We start from the raw sequence: 26,682 nt of genomic DNA on the forward strand, positions 1-26,682 counted from the left end.
ATGACGCGCACCGGGGAGCTTTCGTTGGTCACTCGCCGATGTAGTAGTCGGCGAACGCCTCCGTGGCCAGGTACTGCGGTTCGCCGTCCGACGCCGGGTCGATCTCGGTGAAGGCGTAGAGGGTGTAGCCGCCGTCCGGCAGCCCGGCGTCGGGATCGGTGAGGCAGGTCAGGTCCGGCTCCACGGGCACGACGACGGAGGTGTCGCCCCCGGCGTCGATCCGGAGGTCCTCCGCCGGCTCGGACCAGACGTCCCGGCCCACCCCGACCACGCGTCCGGCGCTGAGCCAGACCAGGGTGACCGGCGTGCGGGTGGTGTCGACGGCCTCGCCCGCGGTCTCCTCGAACGTGGCCGTCACCTCGGTGGGGGTGAGGGACGCACCGCTGGTGTCGGCCGAGAGCTTCAGGTTCCCGCGCTCGTTCGGCACGTGCGTGCCCTGCGGGATGTCCGACGCGTGGACGCCGCAGGCCAGGCGGGTGCCCTCCAGCCACTCGGGCTGGTAGCCGTCGCGGATGTCGACGGTCAGCGGCTCCTCGGCGGGCACGTCGACCTCCGGCACCTCCAGGGTGACGGGCTCGCTGACGGCCATCTCGCCCCCGTTGCCCTCGTTCCACGGCATGACCGCGTAGACGTCGTAGGTGCCGGCCGGGCGTGACTCCAGGAAGGTCTCGGTGATCATGCCGACCGTCCAGTCCCCGCACGCCGTGGCGGCGGCGGCCTCGGCGACGTCGTCCTGGGACTTTCCGGCGTCGGGCAGCATGTAACCGCCCTCGTGCCAGCCCGCCCCCAGGTCGACCACCTGGCCGTTCTGCGCGAAGACCAGCATGGGGTAGCCGCCGTCCAGCGCCGGACCCTCTGCGTCCGTGCGGGTGATGCGGACCGGGGCGGTGAGCCCGTACTCGTCCACCGTCAGGTCGCCGGTCAGCTCCAGCTCCACCAGGTCGGAGGTGGACGTCAGCTCCGTGACCTCCATGCCGCAGCGGTACTGGGGGCCCTGGTCGGTCCACTGCATCGGCGCCCAGCCGCCGACTGCCGCGTTCGACACCTCGGGGCTCTGCGTCGCCGGGACCACCGGCTCGGACAGGAGCCGCGACGGCCCCCACAGGGCCGCCATCGCCAGCAGACCCGCCAGCACCAGCGAGGCGCCGCCCAGCGCACCCACCTTCACCGCGCGACGGCGGCGCACCATGCCGGAGACGGCGTCGAGCCGCTCGTCCAGCGCCGTGTCCATCTCCGGCACCGTGATCTCCGCGAGCGAGCCGCGCAGCACCTCCATCGCGTTGGACAGGTGCCGCTTGATCGTGCCCTGGCTCGTGCCGAGGGTCTGCGCGATCTGCGGCACCGTCATGTCCTCGAAGAACCGCAGCACCACCGACTCGCGCTGCCGCGGCGAGAGCTGGGCCAGCGCCGCCCCGACGTCGACCCGGGCCGTCGCGACGCGCTCCGCCGCGGGCGCGCGATCCTCGTCGGCCAGCAGGTGCTTGATACCCGTCCAACTCGTCTGCCGCCGGTAGCCGTCCAGGTAGATGGTCAGCATCGCCCGTCGCACGTACGCTTCCGCGTTCGTCAGCCGGGGCTGGTCCAGGTCCACGACCTGCCCGCCGTCCTCCGCCGTGCCGCGTGGGCGGCGCAGGCGCGAGAACACCTTGACCAGCGCGTCCTGCACCAGGTCCTCGGCCTGCGTCCGGTCCCGGCACAGCGTGTACCCGTACCCGACCAGCGCGCGGCCCCGCCGCGCCATGAGCTCCTCGAGCTCGTTCTCCCACTGCGCCATGTGTGACGCCCCCTCTCGCTTTCATCCTCCCTGACGGGCGGGAACGCGAGAACGATGATGGCGATGCGCGGGTTGTTTGCGCTCGTGGACGAGGGCGGGTCGGCCTACGACCTCGGTGACGGCGCCACGCCGCTGTCGAGGTCGACGGTGACCGGGTCGCTGACCAGGATGCGCCGTGCGTCCTCCTTCGGGTCGTCAGCCCGAACGGGATCACCGACGATCGCGATCAGCTCGTACCGACCTCCGGCCCGCTCGTTGTCGTAGTAGCTGGCGAGGTCGTGCTCCTTCCGCACCAGGGTCTCCGCACGGCAGGACGACGCGTTGCCGGTGGTCGCGGACCCGGTCCAGGTCCCCCGCTCGACGAGCACCCCGGGTGCCTCGTCGTTGGCGGCCTCGGTCCAGTACCTCGGCAGGTCGACGATCTTGCCCTCGTGCGCCCAGACGATCAGCGGATAGGTCATCGCGTTGAAGCTGTCGTCGAACACGCCGTCCGGTACCTCGCCCGAGATCGTGACCGGCAGGCTCCAGAGCGTCTGGGTTTCCTGCAGGTCGGACTCCAGGTCGCCGCTGATCTCGACGTCGAACGTGCCCGTGTCCATCGCCAGGAGCTCCTCGACGGGCATACCGCAGTAGACGCCGGTGCCGGCCGACCACTGGACGGGCACGTACCCCGGCGTGTACTCGATCTTGTCCTCGGCGGGCAGCGGCTCCGAACGGATCCACGGCTTGACCGCGAACGCGCCCCACGCCAGCACCAGGGCCAGCACCATCGACACACCGGCCATGGCGCCCACCTTCGCCGTCCGACGGCGGCGCACCGCGCCGGCCACCACGTCCAGCCGCTCGTCCAGCGTGCTGTCCATCGCGGGCGTCACGATCTCGGCGAGCGACCCGCGCAGCACCTCGATCGCCTCGGACAGGTACCGCTTGATCGTGCCCGGCCGGGTGCCGAGCGCTTCGGCGATCTGCGGCACTGTCAGGTCGTCGAAGAACCGGAGCACCACCGCCTCGCGCTGCCGCGGGGACAGCCGGGCGAGGGCCACGCCGACGTCGACCCGCGCCGTGGCGACCCGGTCCGCACCGGGCGCGCTGTCGTCGGCGGCGAGGAGGTGCTTGAGGCCGGTCCAGTGGTTGTTCCGCCGGTAACCGTCGAGGTAGATCGTCAGGATCGCCTGGCGCACGTAGGCCTCGGCATTGGTCAGCCGGGGCTCCTCCAGGTCCACGACCTGCTGCCCGCCGTCGGCCGTCCCGGAGCGACGGCGCAGGCGTGAGAACACCTTCACCAGCGCGTCCTGCACCAGGTCCTCGGCCTGCGCCTTGTTGCGGCACAACGAGTACGCGTACCCCACCAGCGCCCCGCCACGTCTCGTCGCCAGCTCCGCGAGCTCGGCCTCCCACTGCGCCATCGAAGCGCCTCCTCTCACCGTTCGTGCTCCCTGACGGACGGCGCGTCGAAAACGATGCGGCCCGTCAGGCACGGAGGGCGGAACCGCCGAGTGGGGACGGTACGGCACCGATGAGTTCCGCCGGCCCGGGTGGTCCGCACCGTATGAGCACCTACCGCGTCGAGACGCGCCCCGAGACCACCACGGCCGGCATCACGGACACCGTGCCGATGACGAAGATCGGGAGGATCGCGGACCGCATCCCCGAGATCGCCGGCTGGCTCGCCGAGCGCGGCTCGCACCCCGCCGGCGCCCCGTACTTCCGCTATCGCGTGATCGACATGGCGGCCGACCTCGTCGTCGAGGTCGGCTTCCCCGTGCCCGACGGCGCCGCGCTCACCTCAGCGGGCGCCGTCGCCGTCGGCACGATCCCGGCCGGGCGCTACGTGACGACCGTCCACCACGGCCACCCCGACGGGCTGGTCGACGCCACCGGCGCTCTCCTGAGGTGGGCCGCCGAGGAGGGGCTCACGTTCGACCGGCACGACACCGACGCCGGCGACGCGTGGGCGGGTCGGTTCGAGTTCTACCTCACCGACCCCGCGGAACAGCCCGACATGGCGCAGTGGGACACGGAGCGCGTGTCCAGTCCGGCCAACTAAAACTAGCGGACCGCCAATCCCTTTGGGGCTCGGCTTTCTTCGCTTTGACCGGCCCCAAAGCGAAGAAAGCCGGGCCTCAAAGGGAATCAGGATCGGGGCCGCGGGGCAGGGGCCGCGGGGCAGGGACCCCGGAAAGGGGTCGCGGAGAGGGGTCGCGGGACGGCGTCCGGGGCCTGGCGGGGAGCCTCAGGCCAGCTCGATGCGGTAGCCCCGCTTGACCACGGTGCGGATCAGGTCGCGGCGGCCCGCCGCCTCGCGCAGCCGCGCGATCGCGACCTCGGCGGCGTGCGTGTCCTGCGAGTCCCCCGGCAGCGCGGCGAGCACCTCCTCGCGCGGTACGACGTCGCCCTCCGCCGCCGCGAGCAGCCGCAGCACCGCGACGCCGGTCGGGGACAGCGGCAGCACCTTGCCGTCCAGCACCGCGACGCGTGCTCGGATCACCAGCGACCCGGCGACCGTGCCCAGCGCCACGGACTCGATGTGCTCGTAATGCCCCACCAGCGCGCGCACGAGTGCGCCGAGCCGCCCGCGCTCGGGCTGCAGCGGCACGATCCCGCGGTGCTCCAGCGGCTTCGCCGTCACGGGCCCGACGGCGGCGGCGACCGTGCCGCCGTCGACGAACCGCGCGCGGACCCGGTCGACCAGGCCCTCGGCCTCGACGGCCTGGAGCCACGCCTCGGCGCCCGGCGCGGACGTGAAGACCACGGCGTCGATCTCGCCGTCGGCCACGGCGTGCGCGGAGTCGCGGACCGCCGTCGGGTCCGGCGCGGGGCCCCAGCGGTAGACGACGAGGCTCGCGACCTGCGCGCCCGCCTTCTCGAACACGTCGTCCAGCCCGTCGGCACCCGCGCCGTGGTGCTGGATCGCGATGCGCAGCCCCTGCACACCCTCGCTGAGCAGCACCTCCGCCACCTCGGCGGACGTCTCGGACTCGGCCACCCAGTCGGCCTGCAGGCCGGCGGCCTGGATCGCACCGCGGGCCTTGGGGCCCCGCGCGACGAGCCGGGTCCCGGTGAGCATCGCCAGCAGCGGCTCGGCGAGCCCGTGCGCGTCGGCGGCCTCGATCCAGGCGCGGAACCCGATCCCGGTCGTCACCACCAGCACGTCGGGCGGCGCGGCGACGATGGCGCGGGTCGCGGCGATCAGCGTCTGGTCGTCGACGTGCGGGATCATGCTGAGCGCGGGCGCGTGCCGGATCGTGGCGCCGCGCCGCTCCAGGGCGGCGGCGAGCTCGGAGGCCCGGCGCTCCGCCGTGACCAGCACGGTCGCGCCGGCCATGACCTGGCCCAGCGCCGGGTGGGCGGCCTGGGCGTGGGCAGGCGCTGCGGCGTCAGACACCGGCACCTGCCAGACGTCGCTCACTCGTACCCTCCAGAAGCCCAGCCGCGGCCACGTGGCCGATGACGACGACCGCGGGTGACCGCACACCGCGAGCCGCCGCCACGTCCGCCGCCTGGTCGAGACGGGCCCGCGTGACACGCTGCTCCGGCGTGGAACCGTTCTCCACCATCGCCACGGGAGTTCCGGGATCGGCGCCTGCGGCCAGGCACTGCGCCACGATCGCGCCGAGGGACCGCACCCCCATCAGTACGACAAGCGTAGCCGTGCCGAACCGCACGCAGGAGAGCGCGGCCTCGTCGAGCGGCCCGGACGTGTCCGCGGCGGGCCCCGCGGCGCAGTGGCCCGAGACCACGTGGAAGCCCGTGGTGACCCCGCGGTGGGTGAGCGGGATGCCGGCCAGCCCCGGCACGGCGACGGCGGACGTGATGCCGGGGACCACCTCGACCGGCACGCCCGCCGCGACGCACGCGAGCACCTCCTCGCCGCCCCGGCCGAGCACGAACGGGTCGCCGCCCTTGAGCCGCACCACGTGCGCGCCGGCCAGCGCGTGCTCCACGATCAGCTCGTTGATGCGCTCCTGCGGCACGGGGTGCCGGCCCGGCTCCTTGCCGACGTCGACCACGCGGACGTGCGGCGGGAGCTCGGCGAGGATCTCGACGGGGCCGAGCCGGTCGGCCACCACGACGTCGGCTGCCTGCAGCGCCCGCCAGGCCCGCACGGTCAGCAGGTCGACGGCGCCGGGCCCGCCCCCGACGAGCGTCACCCGCCCCGTCGTCACGGGAGACCCACGTAGATCACGTCCTCGCGGACCTCGACCGGGTAGGTCACGAGGTCTGCCGGGAGGTCGTCCTTCGGAGACTTGTCCGCCGTCGCCAGGCACGTGCCCGTGGCCAGGGAGAACACCTGCTTGTAGACCGGCGCGGCCACCGTGGGCTCGCCGGCCCGGGTGCCGACGATCCCGCGCGACATCACGTTGGCCGCCGAGAACGGGTCCAGGTTCTGCACGGCGTACACCCGCCCGGCGTGGCCGCCGTAGGCGGCGTCGTCGGGCAGGCGGAAGAGGGCGACCTGGACGTCCCCGAAGAGCGCCGCCGCGCCGCGCTCGGGGAACAGGTCGGCGAGCAGGCAGGCGCGTTCCCAGCGGCCCGGGGGCGCGGGCTCCCCGGCGACCCGGGGGTCCGCGATGTCGTTGACGGTCATGCTCGCACCTCCAGCTTGGGGCCCGCGATGACGACGCCGGACGCGCGCTCCGCCGACGTCGCCGGACGGCGCTGGCCGCGCTCGGTGACGTAGGCGAGCGACGGGTCGGCGTCCTTCGGGGCGTTGACGAAGGAGGAGAACCGGCGCAGCTTCTCCGGGTCCTCCAGCACGGCCTTCCACTCGTCCTCGTAGTTCTCGACGTGCCGGGCCATCGCGGCGTCCAGGTCGGCGCAGATGCCGAGCGAGTCGTCCATGATCACCTCGCGCACGCCCTCCAGGCCGCCGTCGACCTCCTCGATCCAGGGCGCCGTGCGCTGCAGCCGGTCGGCCGTGCGCACGTAGTACATGAGGAAGCGGTCGATGGTGCGCAGGAGCTCCTCGGAGGTCAGGTCCTCCGCGAGCAGCTTCGCGTGCCGCGGCGTCTGACCGCCGTTGCCGCCCACGTAGATGTTCCAGCCCTTGTCCGTGGCGATGACGCCCACGTCCTTGCCGCGTGCCTCCGCGCACTCGCGGGCGCAGCCCGAGACGCCCATCTTGAGCTTGTGGGGCGAGCGCAGGCCGCGGTAGCGCAGCTCCAGCTCGACGGCCATGCCCACGGAGTCCTGCACGCCGTACCTGCACCAGGTGGAGCCGACGCACGACTTCACGGTGCGCAGCGACTTGCCGTACGCGTGCCCGGACTCGAAGCCGGCGTCGACCAGGCGGCGCCAGATGTCCGGGAGCTGCTCCACGCGGGCGCCGAACATGTCGATGCGCTGGCCGCCCGTGATCTTCGTGTACAGCCCGAAGTCGCGCGCGACCTCGCCGACCACGATGAGACCCTCCGGCGTGACCTCGCCGCCGGGCATCCGGGGCACCACCGAGTAGGTGCCGTCCTTCTGCAGGTTGGCGAGCATGTGGTCGTTCGTGTCCTGGAGCGTGGACTGCTCGCCGGCCAGGATGTGCCCGTTGCCCAGGCTCGCCAGGATCGACGCGACGACGGGCTTGCAGATGTCGCAGCCGCGGCCCCTTGCAGTGGTGGCCGCGGTGGTGCCCGCGTCGCGGTCCGCCGTCGTGCCGCTCCCGAACCGGGCCACGATGTCGCTGAACGAGTGCAGGTCGGCGACCCGAACGGCGTCGAAGAGCTGGGCGCGGGACATCTCGAAGTGCTCGCACAGGGCCGTGCTGACCTCGATGCCCGCGCGCTCCAGCTCGGTGTCCACGAGCTTCTTGACCAGCGGCAGGCAGGCGCCGCAGGTGGTGCCGGCCCGGGTGCAGGCCTTCACGCCCGGCACGTCCGTGCACTGGTGCTCGGTGACGGCGCCGCGGATGGTGCCCGCCGAGACGCTGTTGCAGGAGCAGACGTTGGCGTCGTCGGGCAGCTCCAGGCCCGGGGCACCGCCGCCGCCCTCGGGGAGCAGGAACGCGCTCGGGTCGTCGCCGGGCAGCTCCGCGCCGAGCATGGGGCGCAGGCTCGCGTACGGTGCGGCGTCGCCCACAAAGACGCCGCCCAGGAGGGTGCGGGCGTCGTCCGAGAGCACGAGCTTCTTGTAGACGCCGGCCACGGGGTCGGCCCAGACCACCTCGACGGCGTCCTCGGTGCGGGCGTGCGCGTCCCCGAACGAGGCGACGTCGACACCGGACAGCTTGAGCTTGGTCGCGGTGTCCGCCCCGGGGAACTCGGCCAGGCCGCCGAGCAGCCGGTCCACGACCACCTCGGCCATCGTGTTGCCGGGCGCCACGAGGCCCAGGCAACGGCCCTCGATGCAGGCGACCTCGCCGACGGCCCAGACGTGCGGGTCCTCGGTGCGGCAGGTCAGGTCGACGACGACGCCGCCGCGCTCGCCGACCGGCAGCCCGGCCGCCCGGCCGAGCTCGTCGCGGGGACGCACGCCGGTGGCGACCACGACGACGTCGACGTCGAGCCGCCCGCCGTCCGCGAAGTCGAGCCGGCCCACGTGGCCGGTGCGGCGGTGCGGCTTCATCTGGCTGGTCGCGGTCTCGGCGCGGACGCCGATGCCCTTGCCGTTGATCAGGCGCTTCAGCGCGTGGCCGCCGCCCAGGTCGACCTGGACACCCATCAGGTGGGTACCGAACTCGATCACCGTGGCCTGCGCGTCCAGCGCGGTCAGGGCCCCGGCGGCCTCCAGGCCGAGCAGGCCGCCGCCGATGACGGCGCCGCGCACCGGCTTGCCCTCGGGGTAGCTCCGGCGCTTCTCCTCGACCCAGCCGCGCAGGGCCGCGACGTCGTCGATGGTGCGGTAGACGAAGACGCCGGGGAGGTCGTTCCCGGGGATGGGCGGCATCGCGGCGCTGGAGCCCGTGGCGAGCACCAGCTCGTCGTAGGCGTGCACGTGGCCCAGGCGGTCCGTGACGGTCTTCGCCGCGCGGTCGATCGACTCGATCTTGCGGTCGGTGTGCAGGGTGACGAGCGGGTCCGCCCACAGGGCCGGGTCGCCCAGGGCGATGCCATCGGGGCCCTCGTCGAACCAGCGGGTCAGGCCCACGCGGTCGTAGGGCGCGCGGGGCTCTTCCGCGAAGACGGTGACGTGGTAGCGACCGGCGTCGTCCCGGGCGCGCAGCGCCTCGACGAGCCGCTGCGCGACCATGCCACCGCCGATCACCACAAGGTGCTGAGGATTGCCGGAATTGACCATGTCTTGACCGTAGGTCGCGGGTTTTTCGCGCTGGTGCGCCCTCGGTTACCCGAGCCGAACATCTTCCTCACAGGGCCCTGCATGCTCTGGTGAGCGCGGGCCCGGGGTGGGCCGGGGAGCGCGGGCCGGGGGGTGGCTGGTGAGCGCGGGCCGGGTGGCGGAATGCGGGCCCGGAGCGCCACCAGACCCGCGTTCATCGCCGCTACCGTGATGGCGTGGACATCCGGACCGTGCGGGACCCGATCGTGCGGGCCGGTCGGCGTTGGTTGCGCCGCGTCAACGACCGGCACCCTTGGAGCCACAACGACCACTTCCACGGCTGGGTCCTGCGACGGCTGCCGGTGCAGCGGCTGCGCGTGCTCGACGTCGGGTGCGGCCGAGGACTCCTGCTGAGCCGGCTGCGCGGACGGTTCGACGAGGTGCTGGGCGTGGACGCGGACGCAGACATGGCCTCGATCGCGGCCGAGCGGTTCGCCGGCGACCCCTCGGTGACCGTGCGCCGGGCCCGGTTCGAGGAGGTCGACGGCACGTTCGACGCCGTCACGATGATCGCGGTGCTGCACCACCTGCCGCTGGAGGCCGCGCTGCGGCACGCCGCCGAGCTGCTCACTCCCGGCGGACGGCTGCTGGTGGTCGGCCTGGCGCGGTCCGACTCGCTGGCCGACCTCGCCTGGGACCTCCCGTCCTCCCTGCTCAACCCGCTGGTGGGGCTGGTCAAGCATCCACAGCCGGTTCGCGTGCCTGTGGACAACGGCGGTAGCGGCGCGGGCGACGGCCGTCCTGGTGCGGGCGACGGCCGTCCTGGTACGGACGGCGGGCGTCCCAGCGCAGGCGACGGGCGTCCCAGCGCGGCCGACGGGCGTCCCGGCGCAGGCGACGGCGGAGGGAACAGCGAACCGGAGATGCCGGTGCGCGATCCCGCCGAGACGTTCGCGGAGATCTCCCGGACCGCCCGCGCCGTGCTGCCGGGAGCACGCGTCCGCCGTCGGCTGTTCTTCCGGTACACGCTGGAGTGGACCCGGCCGCGTTGAGGTGCCGCGGTACGAAGGGGTGGCATGCAGAGGTACAAGGGGCTGGCGTGCCGCGGTACGAGGGATGAGATGTCACGGCACGAAGTGAGCGACGCGCGGGCGGACATCGGACGCCCCTGGACGGAGAACCAGACTGCCGTGTCCGGTTCGTGCGGGTTCTTTGCGGAGTGAGGTGAGGCCAACCAGAGGGTGTTGGGTGGGCTGAATATCGTTCGGCCTCGTCCCGCCCGATTCACCTCAGCCGGACAGTCCGCCTGAGCAAGATTCCGCGGGTCCCAGTCGAACGAGATGCGGCCTACCCGGCACCCTCCGCAACAGCGCTGTCCGCCCCAGAACACTTCCCGCGACGGTCGCCGCCAGCCGCCGGGCGCCAGCCGCCGGGCGCCGAGCGTCGGGCACCGGGGCACCGGGGCACCGGGCGGAAGGTGCGCTTCTACCCCGTCATTGGGCCCGAAATCAGGCTGATTCCGGGCCCAATGACGGGGTAGAAGCGCACCTCGCGCATCCGCCGCGCCTCCCGCACCTTCCACACCCGCCGCACCTGCAGCACCTCCAGCAGCTGCCGCGCATCACGCCGGTTCCGGGATCGCCTCCTCCGATGCGCGGAGCCAGTCGACCAGGCCGCAGACGGCGTCCTTGCACGAGCCGCAGCCCGTCGTCGCGCGGGTCTCGCGCACCACCTCCTCGACCGAGTGCGCACCCGGCGGGCACGCGCCCGCGATGTCGCCCTTGGTCACGCCGTTGCAGCGGCACACCACGGCGTCCTCGGGCATGTGCTCGGGGGACGACGCCGGGGCGGCCGCCGCCATCACCGGGGTGAGCAGCAGGAACGCGGGGTCCAGCGGCGCGGGGGTGCGGCGGGTGTAGGCGGCGGTGAGGTCGGCGGCGACGCGTGGGTCACCCACGCACGTGGCGCCCACGAGGATGCCGTCGGAGACCACCACCTCGATGAACCGGCCCGCCCTCGGGTCGGCGAGGCGGATCGCTCGCTGCGTCAGCTCGTCCGGGCGCGACGGGCCGCAGACCCCCATCGTGGTGACGCTGAGCGGGCCGGCCTTGATCTTCACGACGTCGGTCCCGCGGGTGTCGATCCCCCGGTCCGTCTGGGCGCGGCTCGTCGTCGCGCCGCTGGTCAGCAGGGCTCCGAGACGGACCGCCATGCTGGGCTGGGCGCAGTCGTGCGGCAGCCGCAGGTGCGCCGTCGGCCGGGTCCCGGCGGGATCGCCGGGCGTACCGACACCGGCGACCCCCGCCGACGCACCGACCCGCGCGGCCGGCGTCGCGACGGCCGGCACCGGCGTGACCGGCTCCACCAGCGAGACCAGGTGCTCCGCCAGGCGGCGCGCCTGGTCCCAGCCCTCCGCGACGAGCCCCCGCGAACCGCTCGGGGGCTGCGCGCAATCGCCGATCGCGTGCACGCGCGGGTCGTCCGGGCTGGCGAGGTCGTACCCGACGACGACGCCGCGGTCCGTCGTCAGCCCCGCCGCCGCGGCGAGGCCCGTCTCGGGGATGGTGCCGACGGAGAACACGATCAGGCGCGCCGCGACCACCTCGTCGCGCACGGCACGACCCGCCGAGCCGCCCATCGACACCCCACCGACGCCCGCCACCGCGCCCGCCGCCGCGCTCGCAGCCGCCCCCGCCGTCACGCCCGCGCTGTCCCGGACCCGGATGCCGACGGCGCGTCCGCCTGCCACGAGCACCTCGCTCGAGATGCTGTTCTGCCGCACGGTCACGCCCTGGCCCTCCAGCCCGGCCCTAACGACGTCCGCGGCCTCGGGGACGAGCTGCCGCTCCATGAGTCCCTCGGAGTGGTGGACGAGCGTCACGTTCAGGCCGCGACCGGCGAGCCCGACGGCGGCCTCCAGGCCCAGCACGCCGCCGCCGACCACCACGGCGCGCGGCGAGTTGACGGTGGCGGCCACGATCTCGCGGGCGTCGTCGAGGTTGCGCAGCGTGTGCACCCCGGCAGGCAGGCCGCCGTCGGGCGTGCGCAGGCCCGGGATCGGCGGGACGCGGGCCGCCGCGCCGGTCGCCAGCACCACGTGGTCGTAGGGGTGCACGGTGCCGTCGTCGGCGTGCACCACGCGTGACTCCCGGTCGATCGACGTCGCGGTGACGCCCCGGCGCACGCTGACGCGGGCGCCGTCCGGCAGGGGCATCGTGATGGCCGCGACGTCGGTGCGGCCGGCCACCACGTCGCTCAGCAGCACGCGGTTGTACGGCTCGTACGGCTCGCTGCCGAGCACCGTGATGTCGAAGGCCTCGGGCTCGCGGCGGAGCAGCTCGTCGACGAGCCGCGAGCCGACCATCCCGAAACCCACCACGACGACCTTCACAGGGACACGCAGGTTCATGTCGAGAGCTCCTTCTGTAGGGTGCCCGGCCGGTCGAGCGTGTCGACCGCCGGAGCGTCCACCACTGCGGCGTCCACCACCGTGACGTCCACCGCGCAGACCTTGAACTCCGGCATCCCGGAGATCGGATCGGTGGCATCCGTCGTCACCTGGTTGACCGACCCGGTGCCGCTCCAGTGGAACGGCATGAAGACGGTGTCGGGACGTACGGCGTCGGTCCAGCGCGCGGTCGCCTCGACCCGGCCACGGGCGCTGGTGAGGCGCACGCGGGCGCCGTCGGGCACGCCGACGCGGAAGCCCAGCATCGGGTGCAGCTCCACGTACGGCTCGGCCACGAGGCGCTCCAGCTCGGCGACGCGGTGCGTCTGCGCGCCCGACTGGTAGTGCTGCAGCACGCGGCCCGTGACCAGGTAGACCGGGGCGTCGGGGCGCACCTCGTCGCTCGGGCCCACGTGGTCGACGGCGACCATGCGCGCACGGCCGTCGGGCGTCCCGAACCGGTCGAGGAACAGCCGCGGCGTCCCGGGGTGCGGCGACGTCTGCGACGTGTCGGACGCCGAGGCCACGGGAGGGACCTGTGGGTCTGACACGTGCCCCGCAGACGCCGGGACCGGCCAGAACAGGCCCGGGCCGCCGGCCGCCTCGTCGGCGTCGAGCCGGGCGTGGGACAGCCCGGAGTAGTCGGCGGGGCCGCCAGCGGACGCACGGGCGAGCTCGTCGAACACCACGGCGGGGTCGGTCGGGAACGCGAGCTTCTCGGGTGCGCCGAGCCGGCGCGCCAGCTCCGCGAGGATCCACAGCTCGGAGCGCGCCTCGCCCGGCGCCCGCATCGCGGCCCGACGGCGGATGACGCGCCCCTCGAGCGACGTCATGGTGCCCTCCTCCTCGGCCCACTGGGTCACGGGGAGCACGACGTCGGCGAGCAGCGCCGTCTCGCTCGGGACGAAGTCGCAGACCACCAGGAGGTCGAGGCTGCGCAGCCGGTCGATCACGCTGCCCGCGTTCGGGGCGCTGACCACCAGGTTGGACCCGTGCACCAGCAGCGCCCGGGGGCGGTCGGGGGCCCGCACGCCGTCGGGGTCCACGGCCCCGAGGGACTTCAGGAGCTGCACCGCCGGCAGGCCGGGGCCCGGGAGCGACGCCGGGTCCACGCCCCAGACGGCGGCGACGTGCTCGCGCGCAGCCGGGTCGTCGATCTTGCGGTAGCCCGGGAGCTGGTCGGCCTTCTGGCCGTGCTCCCGGCCGCCCTGCCCGTTGCCCTGCCCCGTGATCGCGCCGTAGCCCGAGCCGACGCGCCCCGGCAGGCCGAGCGCCAGCGCCAGGTTGATCGCCGCGGTGACCGTCGCGGTGCCCTGCGTGGACTGCTCGACGCCGCGCCCGGTCAGCACGTACGCGCCCGTGCCGCCGTGCACCGGGGCGGCGGCGGCCAGAAGGCGGGCCACGCGGCGCAGCTCGTCGGCGGGCACGCCCGAGACCGTCTCGACCCGCTCGGGCCACCAGCCGGCGACCGAGCGCGCGACGTCGTCGAACCCCGTGGTGCGCTCCGCCAGGTACGCCCGGTCGGCGAGCCCCTCGGCGAGCACCACGTGCAGCAGCCCGAGCAGCACCGCGAGGTCCGTGCCGGGCACCGGGGCGAGGTGCACGCCCTGGGCTGCGGAGGTGCCTGCGCCGTCCGCCCGCCCGGCGGCGCCTGGTTGCCCGACGGCGCCTGGTTGCCCGGCAGAGCCTGGTTGCCCGGCAGAGCCTGGTTGCCCGACGACGCCCGCCGCCGTCTGCCCGGCCGGCCCCGCACCCGCACGCCCGCCCGACGCCGGGTCCTCCGTGAGCCGGGCCGTCGCGGACCGCCGCGGGTCCACGACGACGAGCCCGCCCGCCGCCCGCGCCCCGGCGAGGTGCTGGACGGCGGGCGGCATGGTCTCGGCGACGTTCGAGCCGAGGAGCAGCACGGCCTGGGCGCCGCCGAGGTCGGACAGCGGGAAGGGCAGGCCGCGGTCGACGCCGAACGACCGGTTCATCCCCGCCGCCGCGGACGCCATGCAGAAGCGTCCGTTGTAGTCGATGTTCGGCGTGCGCAGCACGGTCCGCGCGAACTTGCCGAGCATGTACGCCTTCTCGTTGGTCAGCCCGCCGCCGCCGAACACGGCCACGGTCTGCGGGCCGTGCTCCGCGGCCAGCGTGGCCAGCCGGCCGGCCACCACGTCGAGTGCCACGTCCCAGGAGACGGGGACCAGCGGACTGACTCGCCGACCCTCGTCGGCCGAGTCAGCCGGCTGGTCGGACCAACCCGCTGACTCGCCAACCTTCTCGGCCGAGTCAGTCAGGTGGTCGGACCAACCCGCTGACTCGGCAGATCCTTCTGCCGAGTCAGTCGGGTGGTCCATAGCCGTCAGCAGGGACTCGCGGACCAGCGGGGTGGTGATCCGGTCGGCCGCGCCGAGCACCGCCGCCGACGTCCACCCCTTCTGGCACAGCCCGCCCCGGTTGGTCGGGAAGTCGCGTGGCTGCACCTCGGGCACGCCCGGCAGGCCAGACCCGCCCGGCACACCAGACGCACCCGCCGCACCCGGCACATCCGCGCCCGGCACATCCGCGCCCGGCACACCCGTGCCCGACGCCGCCGCGCGCGGCGTCAGCGACATCCCGCACTGCAGCGCGCAGTAGGGGCAGTGCGAGTCGACCGCGGTTCCGGGGGAGGCGAGCATGGTCAGACCCGTGCCGCGGCCATGGCGCCGCGCCCGTAGACCAGCCAGCAGACCGTGGCCATCACGACGTACACGCCGATGAACAGCCCCAGCGCGGGCACGATCGACCCGGCCAGCGTGGTGGACAGGGCGAACCCGCGCGGGATGAGGAATCCGCCGAACGCGCCGATCGCCCCGGCGATGCCGATGCAGCCGGCCGCGGCCTTCGCCGTCCCGCCGCTCGCCCGGAACACCGCGGGGATCATCCGGTAGACGGAGCCGTTGCCCACTCCGGTGGCGACGAACAGGCCGAGGAACGAGCCGAAGAAGAGCGGGAAGCTCCCCGACCCGAGGGCCAGGATCGCGCCCACGGCCCCGAGCGCCATCACCGCGAAGGCGCCGATGGTCACGACCGCTCCGCCGACGCGGTCGGCGAGGATGCCGCCGAGCGGGCGGGCGACCGACCCCACGAGCGCCCCCAGGAAGGCGAGCGGGATGGCGACCTCCGGGAACTGCGCGGCCAGGAGCGTCGGGAAGGCGCCGGCGTAGCCGATGAACGACCCGAACGTGCCGATGTAGATGAAGCTGATGACCCACGTGTGCTTGTGGTGCACCGCCACGGCGAACGAGCGCGGGTCCGCCTTGGCCGAGGACAGGTTGTCCATCCAGCGCCAGGCGAGGAACGCGGCCAGCAGGATGAACGGGATGAAGATCAGCCCGGCCCGGTCGAGCGCCACGCCCGCCCCGGCGACGATGACGAGCGGCACCGCGAGCTGCACGGCCGCCGTGCCGATGTTGCCGCCGGCGGCGTTCCAGCCGAGCGCGGCGCCCTTCTCCTTCTCGGGGAAGAAGAACGAGATGTTCGCCATCGACGACGCGAAGTTGCCGCCGCCCAGGCCCGCGAGCGCCGCGGCGCCGAGCAGCACGGGGAACGGTGTGGTCGGGTCACCGACCGTGAGGATGAGCGCGGTCGTGGGCAGCAGCAGGAGCAGCGCGGAGACGATGGTCCAGTTGCGGCCGCCGAACACCGGGACGGCGAAGGTGTAGGGGATGCGGAGGGTGGCGCCGACGAGGCTGGGGACCGAGATGAGCCAGAACATCTGGTCGACGGTGAGGTCGAAGCCCGCGGCGGGGAGCTGGGGCACGACGATCGACCAGACGGCCCAGATCCCGAACCCGAGGAACTCGGCGAAGATCGACAGGACGAGGTTGCGCCGGGCGGTGCGGCGTCCGCCGTCCTCCCAGAGCGTCTTGTCCTCGGGGTCCCAGTGCTCGATCCAGCGTCCGGTGCGGCGCTGGACGGCGGACTCGCTCGGCGTGGGTGCCTGGTCGCGTGTGGTCGGAGTGGACACGTCGTCCTCCCTGCATGGGCGTATGCCCGACGACGCCGGGCGCGCCCGGACCGACAGGTGCCGGTTCCGGGGCCGGCCCGACGTCGGACCGACGGCTATGAAACTAGGGAGGCGGTGTTTCATCGCCCGTCCAAGAGCAGTTAATCGACAGTAAGGAAGAACGCACAGGTCGCCGGCCCGGGGTGTGAGGGGTTGCCCGCGGCATCCGGGACCCGGCCCGGTCGCGCATTCCCTTGCCCCAGGTGAAACTGAAAAATATGGCCACCGAGGACACACTCGTCAGGCTGGGTCGACACCTCCGCCGCGGCGAGGTGTCCGAGGACCTGCGCAGGCTCTATCTGGAGGGCGGCCGGGGCGGCGACTCGTTCTACCGGGACCGGTGGTCGCACGACAAGGTGGTCCGCTCGACGCACGGCGTGAACTGCACGGGGTCGTGCTCGTGGAAGGTGTACGTCAAGGACGGCATCATCACGTGGGAGACCCAGCAGACCGACTACCCGTCGGTCGGCCCGGACTCCCCCGAGTACGAGCCGCGGGGCTGCCCGCGCGGCGCCGCGTTCTCCTGGTACACCTACTCGCCCACGCGCGTGCGCTACCCGTACGTGCGGGGCGTGCTGCTGGAGGCCTACCGCGCGGCGCGGGCCCGCACCGAGGACCCGGTCCGCGCCTGGGCCGAGGTCACGGGTGACCCCGCGACGGCCGCGGCCTACAAGCAGGCGCGGGGCAAGGGCGGGCTGGTCCGGGCCACGTGGGAGGAGGCGGCGGAGATCGTCGCGGCGGCCCACGTGCACACCATCAAGACGCACGGGCCGGACCGCATCGCCGGGTTCTCGCCGATCCCCGCGATGTCGATGGTCTCCCACGGGGTGGGCGCCCGGTTCGTGCAGATGCTCGGCGGCACGATGCTCAGCTTCTACGACTGGTACGCGGACCTGCCCGTGGCCTCCCCGCAGGTGTTCGGCGACCAGACCGATGTGCCGGAGTCGGCGGACTGGTGGAACGCCGCCTACCTGATCATGTGGGGCTCGAACATCCCCGTGACGCGCACGCCGGACGCGCACTTCATGACCGAGGCCCGGTACCGGGGCCAGAAGGTCGTGGCAGTCTCCCCCGACTACGCGGACAACACGAAGTTCGCCGACGCGTGGCTCGCCCCGCACCCGGGCACGGACGGCGCGCTCGCCCTGGCGATGGGCCACGTGATCCTGCGCGAGTACCTCGTCGACCGGCGCACGGAGCGCTTCGCGGCGTACCTCAAGCAGTACAGCGACTCGCCGTTCCTGGTGCGGCTGAACCCCGTGCCGTCGTCCGGCGCGGGGCAGCACGCAGCGGGCGACGCCGAGACCGCGTACGTCCCGGGCAAGTTCCTGACGGCGGCCGACCTGTCGGACGACGTCCTGCCCGGCGTCTCTACCGAGGCGAACTCGCACTTCAAGCCCGTGCTGCTGGACGCCGACGGGCGGCCCGTCGTGCCGAACGGCACCCTCGGCCACCGGTACGGCGAGGCCGACGAGGGGCGCTGGAACCTGGACCTGGGCGACGTCGACCCGGCCCTCAGCATCGCGGACCTCCCGGCGGGCGGTGTCCCGGGCGGCGCCCCCGCCAACCCGGCGCCGGGCACCGGGACCGACGGCCCGGCCGAGCCGGTCGCCGTCGCGCTCCCCCGGTTCGACGTCGTGCCCGGGCCGGACGACGACGCCCACACCGGCGGCAAGGGCGTCGTCGTGCGCGGCGTGCCGGCGCGCCGCGTCGGCGGGCACCTGGTGACCACGGTGTTCGACCTGATGCTCGCCCAGTACGGCGTGGGCCGTCCGGGGCTCCCGGGCGACTGGCCCGCGGACTACGACGACCCCGCCCCCGGCACCCCGGCGTGGCAGGAGGAGATCACGGGCGTCCCGGCGGCCGCGGCGGCGCGGATCGGGCGGGAGTTCGCGCAGAACGCCGTCGACTCGGACGGCCGGTCGATGATCATCATGGGTGCCGGCACCAACCACTGGTTCCACTCGGACACGATCTACCGGGCCTTCCTCGCGCTGACCACGATGACCGGCTGCCAGGGCGTGAACGGCGGCGGCTGGGCGCACTACGTGGGCCAGGAGAAGTGCCGCCCCGTGACGGGCTGGGCCCAGTACGCGGGCGGGCTCGACTGGGTGCGTCCGCCGCGCCAGATGATCGGCACGGCCTTCTGGTACCTCGCGACCGACCAGTGGCGGTACGACGGCCTGCCCGCCGACACCCTGGCCTCGCCGCTCGCCCCGGGCACGTTCGCGGGGCGGACGACGGCGGACACGCTCGTGGACTCCGCGCAGCGCGGCTGGATGCCGAGCTACCCCACGTTCGACCGCAACCCGCTGGACCTGGCCGACGAGGCCCGCGTCGCGGGCCGGCCCGTGGCCGAGCACGTGGTGGACGAGCTGAAGGCGGGGCGGTTGCGGTTCGCCGTCGAGGACCCGGACGACCCGGCCAACTTCCCGCGCGTGCTGACCGTGTGGCGGGCCAACATCCTGGGGTCGAGCGGCAAGGGCAACGAGTACTTCCTCAAGCACCTGCTGGGCACCGACTCGGCGGTGTTCGCGGAGGAGTCCGCGCCGGACCGCCGTCCGGCCACCATGACCTGGCGGGACGAGGCCCCGCGCGGCAAGCTCGACCTGCTGGTCACGCTGGACTTCCGGATGACGAGCACCACGCTGTTCTCCGACGTCGTGCTGCCCGCCGCGACCTGGTACGAGAAGCACGACCTGTCCTCCACGGACATGCACCCGTTCGTGCACGCCTTCAGCCCCGCCATCGACCCGCCCTGGCAGACCAAGACCGACTTCGCCGCGTTCCACGCGATCGCACGCAAGGTCTCGGCGATGGCGGTGCACCACCTGGGCGTGCGGCAGGACGTCGTCGCCTCGCCCCTGGCGCACGACACCCCCGACGAGATGGCGGTGGCGCACGGCGCGGTGACCGACGCCGACGTGCCGTTCCGCGAGCGCCACCTGGTGCCGGGCGTGAACATGCCCAAGATCGTCGAGGTCGAGCGGGACTACCCGGCCTTCGCGGCCCGGATGGCGGCGCTGGGTCCGCTGACGGACGGCGTCGGCATGGTCACCAAGGGCGTGTCGTTCTCGCCGGACGCCGAGGTGCGGCGGCTCGGCGAGGTCAACGGGCTGGTCCCCGACGGGCCCGTGGCCGGACGTCCGCGGCTGGACCGCGACACGCACGCCTGCGAGGCCATCCTGGCGCTGAGCGGCACGACGAACGGCCGCCTGGCGGTCCAGGGCTTCGAGCGCGTGGAGCGCCGCACCGGTCGCCCGCTGGCCGACCTCGCCCGCGAGGACGAGGGCCGGCGGATCACCTTCGCCGACGTGCAGGCCCGGCCGACCCCCGTGATCACGTCGCCCGAGTGGTCGGGCAGCGAGCACGGCGGACGCCGGTACAGCGCGTTCGTGGTGAACGTCGAGCGGCTCAAGCCCTGGCACACCCTGACCGGCCGACAGCACTTCTACCTGGACCACGACTGGCTCGTGGAGCTGGGCGAGCAGCTCCCGGTGTTCCGGCCGCCGCTGGACATGCACCGGCTGTTCCCGGACTCCCCGGCGCTCTCGGGGCCGCGAGGCGGCGCGGGGCGAGGCGGCGCGGGGCGGGACGGCGGCACGGCGCAGGACGGCGCGGGCGAGGCCGAGGTCGTCGTCCGCTACCTCACGCCGCACTCGAAGTGGTCCATCCACTCCGAGTACCAGGACAACCTGTTCATGCTGTCGCTCTCGCGCGGCGGGCCGAACATCTGGATGTCGCCGCGCGACGCCGAGCGGATCGGCGTCGCGGACAACGAGTGGGTCGAGGCCGTGAACCGCAACGGCGTGGTGGTCGCGCGGGCCGTGGTGAGCCACCGCATGCCGGAGGGCACCGTCTACATGCACCACGCCACCGACCGCACCGTCGACGTGCCGATCGCTGAGGCGTCGGGCCTGCGCGGCGGCATCCACAACTCGCTGACGCGGATCCTGCTCAAGCCCTCGCACCTGGCCGGCGGGTACGCCCAGTTCTCCTACGCCTTCAACTACCTGGGGCCCACGGGCAACCAGCGTGACGAGGTGACCGTGGTCCGCCGTCGCAGCCAGGAGGTGCGCTACCGATGAAGGTCATGGCCCAGATGTCGATGGTGATGAACCTCGACAAGTGCATCGGGTGCCACACGTGCTCGGTGACCTGCAAGCAGGCGTGGACCAACCGGTCCGGCATGGAGTACGTCTGGTTCAACAACGTGGAGACCCGGCCCGGGCTGGGCTACCCGCGCACCTACCAGGACCAGGACGAGTGGCAGGGCGGCTGGGTCCGGACCAAGCGGGGCCGGCTGAAGCTCCGGGCGGGCGGCCGGCTGAAGAAGCTCGCGACCATCTTCGCCAGCCCCAAGATGCCGTCCATCCAGGACTACTACGAGCCCTGGACCTACGAGTACGACATGCTGCTGTCCGCCCCGCAGGGCGCGCACACCCCCGTGGCGCGGCCGAAGTCCCTGCTCACGGGCAAGGACATGAAGATCGAGTGGTCGGCCAACTGGGACGACGACCTCGCCGGCTCCACCGCGACGATGCAGGACGACCCGGTGCTCAAGCACATGAGCGAGCACGTCGCCGAGGAGCTCGAGCAGACGTTCATGTTCTACCTGCCGCGCATCTGCGAGCACTGCCTCAACCCCGCGTGCGTCGCGTCCTGCCCGTCGGGCGCCATGTACAAGCGGGCCGAGGACGGCATCGTGCTCGTGGACCAGGAGGCCTGCCGCGGCTGGCGGCAGTGCGTCACCGGCTGCCCGTACAAGAAGGTCTACTTCAACCACAAGACGGGCAAGGCCGAGAAGTGCACGCTCTGCTACCCGCGCATCGAGGTGGGCCTGCCCACGGTCTGCTCGGAGACGTGCGTGGGCCGCCTGCGCTACCTGGGCCTCGTGCTGTACGACGCCGACCGGGTCACCGAGGCCGCGTCCGTCGAGGACGAGCACGAGCTCCTGGCGGCCCAGCGGTCCGTCTTCCTGGACCCGGACGACCCCGAGGTGGTCGCCGCCGCCCGCCGCGAGGGCATCCCCGAGGACTGGATCGAGGCCGCGCAGGCGTCCCCGATCTGGAGGCTCATCAACGACTACGAGGTGGCGCTCCCGCTGCACCCCGAGTACCGGACGCTGCCCATGGTCTGGTACATCCCGCCGCTGTCGCCGGTGGTCGACGTCGTCGCGAGCTCCGGGAACGACGGCGAGGACCCGCGCACCCTCTTCGCGGCCATCTCGAAGCTGCGCATCCCGTTGGAGTACCTCGCGGGCCTGTTCACCGCGGGCGACACGCGGCCCGTCGAACGGGTGCTGCGCCGGCTCGCCGCCATGCGCTCCTACATGCGCGACGTGAACCTGGGCAACACCCCGGCCGAGGAGACGGCGAGCGCCGTCGGCATGACCGGCGCGCAGGTCGAGGAGATGTACCGGCTGCTGGCGATCGCGAAATACCAGGACCGGTACGTGATCCCGACGGCACACGCCGAGCAGGCCCGCGACCTGGAGGAGATCGCCTGCTCGCTGGACTACGAGGGCGGCCCGGGCATGGGCGGCGCCGGACCCCTCGGGGAGTCGTCGGGCCCGCCCGTCCCGGTCGCCGTGGAGAACTTCCACGCGCTCTCCTCCCGGCAGACCGCGGACTCGCCGAACGGCCCGTCCACCCCCGGCCGGGTCAACCTCCTGAACTGGGACGGCAACGGCCGGCCGGACGGCCTCTTCCCGCCCGGCGACGAAGGGAAGGCGTCGTGAGCCTCTCGTTCCTGCCCCGCCCCATGCTGCGCCGCGGAGCCCGCTCCGCCACGGCCGGCGAGCCCCTCGCCCCGGTCCCCCTGTCCGACGGCGACCGCCGGCTCGCCCACATGGCCGCCTCCCTCCTGCTCGCCTACCCCGACGAGCACGCGGTGCGGGCCGCGCACGAGGTGCGCGCCGCCGTCGGGCACCTGCCGCCGCCCGTGGCCGAACGGCTGACCGGCCTGGCCACCGCCGTGGCCGACGGCGACCTCGCCGCGCTCCAGACCGCCTACGTCGCCACCTTCGACCTCAAGCGCCGCTGCACGCTCTACCTCTCCTACTACACCGCCGGCGACACGCGGCGGCGCGGCGCCGCCCTGCTCCGGTTCGCCGAGGCGTACCGCGCCGTCGGCTGGAAGGTCACCCGGGGCGAGCTGCCCGACCACCTCGGCAGCGTCCTGGAGCTCTCCGCCCGGGCCGACGGCGACGGCGCCCGCATCGTCGGGGCGCTCCTGGCCGCCCACCGCGACGGCATCGAGGTGCTCCGGCAGGCGCTCGCCGCCGAGGGCTCGCCGTGGGTCGCGGCGGTCGAGGCGGTCTGCCTCACGCTCCCGCCCGTCGACGCGCGGACGCTGGAACGCGTGGCGTCGCTCGTCGCGGAGGGCCCGCCCGCGGAGCTGGTCGGCCTGTCCGGCCTCCCGGGCTTCGGGGCCGACGACGACGGGGGTGCCCCGCCGTGGACGTGATGCTCTGGGTGGTGCTGCCGTACGTGACCTTCGCCGTGCTGGTCGTCGGGTCGGTGTGGCGCTACCGGTACGACCGGTTCGGCTGGACCACCCGGTCGTCCGAGCTGTACGAGAAGCGCCTGCTGCGCATCGGGTCCCCGCTGTTCCACCTCGGCCTGCTCGTGGTGATCCTCGGGCACGTCGCGGGGCTCGTGATCCCGGCGTCGTGGACCGAGGCGGTCGGCATCCCGGAGGACGTCTACCACCTGGTCGCGGCGCTGGCGGGGTCGGCGGCGTCCGCCGTGCTCGTGCTGGGGCTGCTCATCCTGATCTACCGGCGGCGGGCCACCAGCGCGGTGTTCCTCGCGACGACCGTGATGGACAAGGTCATGTACGCGATGCTCGCGCTGTCGGTGCTGTCCGGGGCGTGGGCGACCGCGACCACGCAGCTCGTGGCCGAGCACGGCTACGACTACCGGCAGACCATCTCGCCCTGGTTCCGCTCGCTCTGGTACCTCCAGCCGCAGCCGGAGCTGATGGGCGGCGTTCCCGTCGCCTTCCAGGTGCACATCGTGGCCGCGTTCCTGCTGTTCGCGCTGTGGCCGTTCACGCGCCTGGTGCACGCGTTCTCCGCCCCGGTGCCGTACCTGTTCCGGCCGTACGTCGTGTACCGGTCGCGCGACGCCGGCCGCACGAGCGCCGCCCCCGGCGGGTCCGGCACGCACCGCCCCCGTCCCGGCTGGGAGCCGCCCACCGGACCCCGCGCGAGGAGCTGACATGGCGCAGGCACCACCTACCCGGGCGAGCCGCCGGGCCGAGACGAGCGGGACGTCGGCGAACGTGCAGCTCGCGCTGGCCACCGTGGGCTTCGCGGTCAACTTCTGGGCGTGGGCGCTGATCAGCCCGCTCGGCAAGGCGTACGGGGTCGAGTACGCCCTGTCGGAGATACAGCAGTCGGTGCTCGTGGCCGTCCCGGTGCTCGTCGGGTCCGTGGGCCGCATCCCCGTGGGCGCCCTGACCGACCGGTTCGGGGCGCGGACGATGTTCCCGCTCGTGAGCGCGCTGACGATCGTCCCGGTGCTGTTCGTCGGGCTGGTCGCCGACTCGTACGCCGCGCTGATCGTCGGCGGGTTCCTGCTGGGGCTCGGCGGCACGACCTTCGCGATCGGCGTCCCGTTCGTCAACGCGTGGTTCGCGCCCGAGCGGCGGGGCACCGCACTGGGGATCTTCGGCGTCGGGATGGGCGGTACGGCGGTCTCGTCGTTCACCACCGTGCCGCTGGCCGACGCCTACGGGCGCTGGGCGCCGTTCGTGCTGGTCGCGGCCATCCTGGCAGTCTTCGCGATCGCCTCGTGGTTCCTGCTGCGCGACGCCCCGGGACGCACCGCCGGCGCCACGGGCGGCATGCTGGCGCGCACCTGGTCCCTGCTCAAGCTGCCCGCGACGCTGGAGCTCGCCTGGCTGTACGCGATCGGGTTCGGCGGGTTCGTCGCGTTCAGCGTGTACCTGCCGACGTTCCTCGCCAACGCCTACGACCTCACCGCCACCGACGCCGCGACCCGCACCGCCGGGTTCGTGGTGCTCGCCGTGGTGATGCGGCCGGTCGGCGGGATGCTGTCCGACCGGCTCGGACCCGTGAACGTGTCGGTCTGGTGCTTCGCCGCGGTGACGGTGCTGGCCGCCGTCGTTGCGTTCAAGCCGGGACTCGTCCCGGTGGGCACCATCGCGTTCCTCGGCCTCGCCGCAGCCCTCGGGGCGTCCTCGGGCGCCACGTTCGCCCTGGTCGCCAAGGTCGCACCCGCCGACAAGGTCGGCGCGGTGACCGGCATCGTCGGCGCGGCCGGCGGGCTCGGCGGATTCGTGCCGCCCCTGATCATGGGCGCGGTCTACCAGCTCAACGGCGACTACGGCGTCGGGTTCGCGCTGCTCGCGGCGACGGGCCTGGCGACGCTGCTGTTCACGCTGGGGCCGGTGCGCCGGGGGGCGCGGGCCTGAACCCTGGTCTGAGAGCGATCCGCCTGGCTCTTTCGACTTTTTCGACTTACCGTGGTTGTCATGTCGACGATCGACGAGAACACGGTCCTGCCGACCGTGGAGAGCCTGGATGTCCTGGAGCAGATCGGTGACCTTCTCGCGCGCCCCGGTCACGTGACGCTCCAGACGGAAAGCGGCGTCGCCGTGGACCTGCCCGACCAGCTTCGGCGCCTCCTCGACAGCGCAACGAAGTCGCTGCGAACAGGCAGTTCTGTCACGATCGTCGACCGCGCGCGCATGCTCACCACCCAGGAGGCCGCCGACATCCTCGGTGTCTCGCGGCCGACGCTGGTCAAGCTGCTGGAGACCGGGCAGATCCCGTTCACCAAGGTCAACACCTATCGCCGCGTCGCGATGGTCGACGTGATCGCCTACCGGACCCTGCGCCGCGCCGAGCGGCAGCGGATCGTCGAGGAGGCGATGCACAGCAACGAGATGGAAGGTCTTCGGGTCACGGACGCGGCGCGCGCCGATGCCGTGGCCTACGTGAGCGGCAAGATCGACGAGGACGAGCTCGTCAGGATCACGCGGGCGCGGTACGGCCTTGAGTGAGTTTCGCGATCCCTACATCGACCCCGACTCCGGCGTCCTCCGCAATCTTCTGGGCATCTCTTCCCAGGACGCGTTGAACGACGCCGAAGCTGACCTCACCTGGGCCCGCGCGACACAGATACACACGCGCGGAATCAATGCCACCAGCGATCTCGCCGAGCTCTGTGCCATCCATCGTCATCTGTTCCAGGACGTCTACGACTGGTCCGGACGGATCCGCACGGTCGATATCCGCAAGAACGTCGCCGGCGCGGAGTTCTTCGTGCCGGTGGGAATGATCGAGCGGTCTGCCGGCCATGCGGCGGAGGCACTCCGGGAGGACGGATTCCTCTGTGGCATGCCGCGTGAGCGGCTGGTCGAGCGGCTTGCCTTCCATTACGACCAGTTCAACTATCTGCACCCGTTCCGCGAGGGAAACGGGCGTACGCAGCGTCTTTTCTGGAGCAGGGTGGTGAGTGCCGCGGGGTACGACCTCGACTGGCGCGCCGTCCAAGGCGAGGAGAACGACTCCGCCTGTCGCGCGGCCGGTGAGAACCGCGACCTCGATCCCCTGCGCAAGCTGTTCGATCGCATCACGAACTACGCCGATTGACTTCCGGGCTCACAGGTATTCGTGCCGCGTTGCGAGGCACAGATAACCCGTCCGCGCCCCGGTGACGCTCCAGGTGACGGGCGACGTCGCCGAGGGCTCCTGTTCCGGGGCCCCGCGCAGGGTCAGGACGCCGGCGTCAGGATCTCGACGCGGTTGCCGGCGCCGTCGAAGGTATGGAAGCGCTCGTAGCCGTCGAAGGTGTGGCGGTCGGCCCACCTGACCTCGTGGCCGAGCTCCGCGAGGCGCGCGCCGAGCGACTCGAGCTGTGCCACGTCGTCGACCACGAGGGCGGGGTGCGCCTTGCGCGCCGGGGTGAACGGTTCCTCGACCCCGACGTGGATCTCGGCGACCGTGCGCCCGTCCTCGTCGTAGTCGCGGAACCAGCAGCCGCCCCGGACAGCCAACGCCGGAGGCTTCGGGACCTCGGTCAGGCCGAGGCCGTCACCGTAGAAACGTCGGACGGCGTCCTCGCCGCCCGCCGGGCAGGCGACCTGGATGTGGTGGAGGCGCATACCCGCGATCATGGCACGCTCACAGCGGCCGCCGGCATGTTGTGCGTCCGGGGAAACCCGTGCGGCGCGCCACTGTCCTAGGGTCGG

At 73.2% G+C, this 26,682-nt stretch carries 19 protein-coding genes; 9 read left to right on the forward strand and 10 right to left on the reverse strand.

Features of this window, described 5'->3' with window-relative positions; genetic code table 11:
• Positions 1–28: 28 nt before the first annotated feature.
• On the reverse strand, positions 29–1,774 hold the full coding sequence (locus tag ACFV9Q_RS08565; RefSeq protein ID WP_377234042.1) for an RNA polymerase sigma factor: 1,746 nt from the start codon (positions 1,772–1,774) through the stop codon (positions 29–31).
• 104 nt (positions 1,775–1,878) lie between these two features.
• On the reverse strand, positions 1,879–3,180 hold the full coding sequence (locus ACFV9Q_RS08570; protein ID WP_377234043.1) for an RNA polymerase sigma factor: 1,302 nt from the start codon (positions 3,178–3,180) through the stop codon (positions 1,879–1,881).
• 143 nt (positions 3,181–3,323) lie between these two features.
• Between ACFV9Q_RS08570 and ACFV9Q_RS08575 the strand changes: the two genes are divergently transcribed.
• A complete protein-coding gene (locus tag ACFV9Q_RS08575; protein ID WP_377234044.1) occupies positions 3,324–3,821 on the forward strand; it encodes a GyrI-like domain-containing protein in 498 nt (165 codons plus the stop codon).
• Between the two features lie 186 nt (positions 3,822–4,007).
• Here ACFV9Q_RS08575 and ACFV9Q_RS08580 read toward each other — a convergent pair whose 3' ends face one another.
• From ACFV9Q_RS08580 to nirB, 4 genes are read right to left on the reverse strand one after another with little or no spacing between them, the layout of a single operon-like run.
• Positions 4,008–5,099 (reverse strand): uroporphyrinogen-III synthase, encoded by a 1,092-nt coding sequence (locus ACFV9Q_RS08580; protein ID WP_377234170.1) that lies wholly within the window; start codon positions 5,097–5,099, stop codon positions 4,008–4,010.
• A gap of 52 nt (positions 5,100–5,151) precedes the next feature.
• Complete coding sequence (cobA, locus tag ACFV9Q_RS08585; protein WP_377234045.1) at positions 5,152–5,940, reverse strand: uroporphyrinogen-III C-methyltransferase; 789 nt, start codon at positions 5,938–5,940, stop codon at positions 5,152–5,154.
• Positions 5,937–6,362, reverse strand: coding sequence for a nitrite reductase small subunit NirD (gene nirD, locus ACFV9Q_RS08590; RefSeq protein WP_377234046.1), 426 nt, complete (start codon positions 6,360–6,362; stop codon positions 5,937–5,939). Before nirD ends, cobA begins: the two co-directional genes overlap by 4 nt.
• Positions 6,359–8,998 carry a nitrite reductase large subunit NirB gene (gene nirB / locus ACFV9Q_RS08595; protein ID WP_377234047.1) on the reverse strand — a complete coding sequence of 880 codons (2,640 nt, stop codon included), beginning with the start codon at positions 8,996–8,998 and terminating at the stop codon, positions 6,359–6,361. Before nirB ends, nirD begins: the two co-directional genes overlap by 4 nt.
• 215 nt (positions 8,999–9,213) lie before the next feature.
• Between nirB and ACFV9Q_RS08600 the strand changes: the two genes are divergently transcribed.
• Complete coding sequence (locus ACFV9Q_RS08600) at positions 9,214–10,029, forward strand: class I SAM-dependent methyltransferase (RefSeq protein WP_377234048.1); 816 nt, start codon at positions 9,214–9,216, stop codon at positions 10,027–10,029.
• A 569-nt stretch (positions 10,030–10,598) separates the two neighbouring features.
• Here ACFV9Q_RS08600 and ACFV9Q_RS08605 read toward each other — a convergent pair.
• Genes ACFV9Q_RS08605 through ACFV9Q_RS08615 form a run of 3 tightly spaced genes read right to left on the reverse strand, consistent with a single transcriptional unit; the run spans position 10,599 to position 16,419 of the window.
• Positions 10,599–12,386, reverse strand: coding sequence for an FAD-dependent oxidoreductase (locus ACFV9Q_RS08605; protein WP_377234049.1), 1,788 nt, complete (start codon positions 12,384–12,386; stop codon positions 10,599–10,601).
• The gene (locus ACFV9Q_RS08610; RefSeq protein ID WP_377234050.1) at positions 12,383–15,088 is read right to left on the reverse strand and encodes a molybdopterin oxidoreductase family protein; all 2,706 of its coding nucleotides are present in this window, start codon (positions 15,086–15,088) and stop codon (positions 12,383–12,385) included. The genes ACFV9Q_RS08605 and ACFV9Q_RS08610 overlap by 4 nt, the downstream gene beginning before the upstream one ends.
• 2 nt (positions 15,089–15,090) lie before the next feature.
• A complete protein-coding gene (locus ACFV9Q_RS08615) occupies positions 15,091–16,419 on the reverse strand; it encodes an MFS transporter (RefSeq protein WP_377234051.1) in 1,329 nt (442 codons plus the stop codon).
• Between the two features lie 257 nt (positions 16,420–16,676).
• Here ACFV9Q_RS08615 and ACFV9Q_RS08620 point away from each other — a divergent pair, with 257 nt between their 5' ends.
• From ACFV9Q_RS08620 to ACFV9Q_RS08650, 7 genes are read left to right on the forward strand one after another with little or no spacing between them, the layout of a single operon-like run.
• On the forward strand, positions 16,677–20,546 hold the full coding sequence (locus tag ACFV9Q_RS08620; protein WP_377234052.1) for a nitrate reductase subunit alpha: 3,870 nt from the start codon (positions 16,677–16,679) through the stop codon (positions 20,544–20,546).
• Positions 20,543–22,198, forward strand: coding sequence for a nitrate reductase subunit beta (gene narH, locus ACFV9Q_RS08625; RefSeq protein WP_377234053.1), 1,656 nt, complete (start codon positions 20,543–20,545; stop codon positions 22,196–22,198). The genes ACFV9Q_RS08620 and narH overlap by 4 nt, the downstream gene beginning before the upstream one ends.
• A complete protein-coding gene (gene narJ / locus ACFV9Q_RS08630) occupies positions 22,195–22,926 on the forward strand; it encodes a nitrate reductase molybdenum cofactor assembly chaperone (RefSeq protein WP_377234054.1) in 732 nt (243 codons plus the stop codon). Before narH ends, narJ begins: the two co-directional genes overlap by 4 nt.
• Positions 22,926–23,681: a respiratory nitrate reductase subunit gamma gene (narI, locus tag ACFV9Q_RS08635; RefSeq protein ID WP_377234171.1), complete on the forward strand. Its 756-nt coding sequence runs from the start codon at positions 22,926–22,928 to the stop codon at positions 23,679–23,681. Before narJ ends, narI begins: the two co-directional genes overlap by 1 nt.
• A gap of 1 nt (position 23,682) precedes the next feature.
• Entirely contained in the window at positions 23,683–24,900 is a 1,218-nt protein-coding gene (locus ACFV9Q_RS08640) for a nitrate/nitrite transporter (protein ID WP_377234055.1), read from the forward strand.
• A gap of 60 nt (positions 24,901–24,960) precedes the next feature.
• Positions 24,961–25,491, forward strand: a complete 531-nt coding sequence (locus ACFV9Q_RS08645; RefSeq protein WP_377227193.1) for a helix-turn-helix domain-containing protein — start codon at positions 24,961–24,963, stop codon at positions 25,489–25,491.
• The gene (locus ACFV9Q_RS08650; protein ID WP_377234056.1) at positions 25,484–26,083 is read left to right on the forward strand and encodes a Fic/DOC family protein; all 600 of its coding nucleotides are present in this window, start codon (positions 25,484–25,486) and stop codon (positions 26,081–26,083) included. Before ACFV9Q_RS08645 ends, ACFV9Q_RS08650 begins: the two co-directional genes overlap by 8 nt.
• 122 nt (positions 26,084–26,205) lie before the next feature.
• On the opposite strand, the gene ACFV9Q_RS08655 is transcribed toward ACFV9Q_RS08650, so the two are convergent.
• Positions 26,206–26,595, reverse strand: a complete 390-nt coding sequence (locus tag ACFV9Q_RS08655) for a VOC family protein (RefSeq protein ID WP_377234057.1) — start codon at positions 26,593–26,595, stop codon at positions 26,206–26,208.
• Between the last annotated feature and the right edge of the window lie 87 nt (positions 26,596–26,682).

Origin of the sequence: Promicromonospora sp. NPDC059942, assembly GCF_042731755.1 — a bacterium.
Taxonomy (GTDB): Bacteria; Actinomycetota; Actinomycetes; order Actinomycetales; family Cellulomonadaceae; genus Promicromonospora.